Below are 1,487 nucleotides of genomic sequence, written 5' to 3' on the forward strand. Positions count from 1 at the left end.
TATCTACCCGCTGGCGCCGCTGCAGGAGGGGATCCTTTACCACCACCTCAGCTCGCCGGAGCACGATCCCTATGTGCTGGCCTCACGCATGGCCTTCGCCAGCCATGAACGCCTGCAGGCCTTCATCGACGCCTTGGGCAAAGTCATCGCTCGCCACGACGTGCTGCGTACCTCGGTGCTGTGGGAGGGCCTGGCGCAACCGCTGCAGGTGGTCTGGCGCGAGGCGCCGCTGCTGGTCACGCCGTTGGATGGGCAGGACCTGCAACGCCTCGACCTGGCCCGGGCGCCGCTGATCCGCCTGTTGTACCGCAACGATGCTGGCAGCCAGCGCATCGAAGCGCTGCTGCAGTTCCACCATATCGTCCTTGACCATACCGCCTTGGAGATCATCGGCGCGGAGCTGCAGGGTTACCTGCAGGGCAGCGCGGCACCGCTGCAGGCCCCGGTGCCTTACCGCAACTACGTGGCCCAGGCGCGCCTGGGTGTCAGCCAGGCCGAGCACGAGGCGTTCTTCCGCGAGCAGTTGGGTGATATCGACGAACCGACCCTGCCGTTCGGTCTGGGCGATGTGCAGATCGACGGCCTCGGCATCGAAGAGGCCCATCTGTGGCTGGACGAAACCCTGGGCACCGGTCTGCGTCAGCAGGCCCGGCAACTGGGTATCAGCGTCGCCAGCCTGTTCCACCTGGCTTACGCCCGCCTGCTGGCCGCCGCCAGTGGCCGCGACAGCGTGGTGTTCGGCACCGTGCTGCTCGGTCGCCTGGAAGGCGGCGCGGGAGCGGACCAGGCGCTGGGCATGTTCATCAACACCTTGCCGCTGCGCCTGGACCTGGCCGGCACTGACCTGCACGACGCGGTGCGCCAGACCCAGCAGCGCCTGAGCGCCTTGCTCGCCCATGAGCATGCCTCGCTGGCCCTGGCCCAGCGTTGCAGCGGCGTGCCGGCCCCGGCGCCGCTGTTCAGCGCCATGCTCAACTACCGTCACGGCAGCCAGGCGGACGACGACCGGCGCCTGGCCCTGCAAGGCATCGAGACCCTGGACAGCATCGAGCGCAGCAACTATCCGCTGAGCCTGAGCGTGGACGATATCGGCGAAGGCTTCCGCCTGGTCGCCCAGGCCCCGGCAACAGTGGGGGCCGTGCGGGTCTGCGAGCAGATGCGGCGAGTGCTGGAGGCCATGACCAAAGCCCTGGCACAGCAGTCACGGCAAGCGCTGCTGCAGCTGCCGGTGCTCTCGGTCGAGGAACGCGACCAGCTTCTATATGGTTTCAACCGTACGGCGCAGCCCCACAACCTGACCTGGACTCTCCAGGGACTGTTCGAGGCTCAAGTCCTGCGTGCGCCTGAGGCCGTTGCGCTCAGCACCGAGCAGAGTGAGCACAGCTATGAGCAGCTCAACGCTCAGGCCAACCGCCTGGCCCATCACCTCATCGCGCTGGGCGTGCAGCCCGACGACCGGGTGGCGATCTGCGTTGAGCGTGGCCTGC

1 protein-coding gene is annotated in these 1,487 nt (G+C 67.8%); it reads left to right on the plus strand.

The features are described from left to right. Positions 1-1,487, plus strand: a 1,487-nt coding sequence (locus V0R62_RS26665) for a condensation domain-containing protein (protein WP_330105829.1), incomplete at both ends; no start/stop codon positions are given.

It is taken from the genome of Pseudomonas carassii, from assembly GCF_036324045.1.
Classification (GTDB): domain Bacteria; phylum Pseudomonadota; class Gammaproteobacteria; order Pseudomonadales; family Pseudomonadaceae; genus Aquipseudomonas; species Aquipseudomonas peradeniyensis.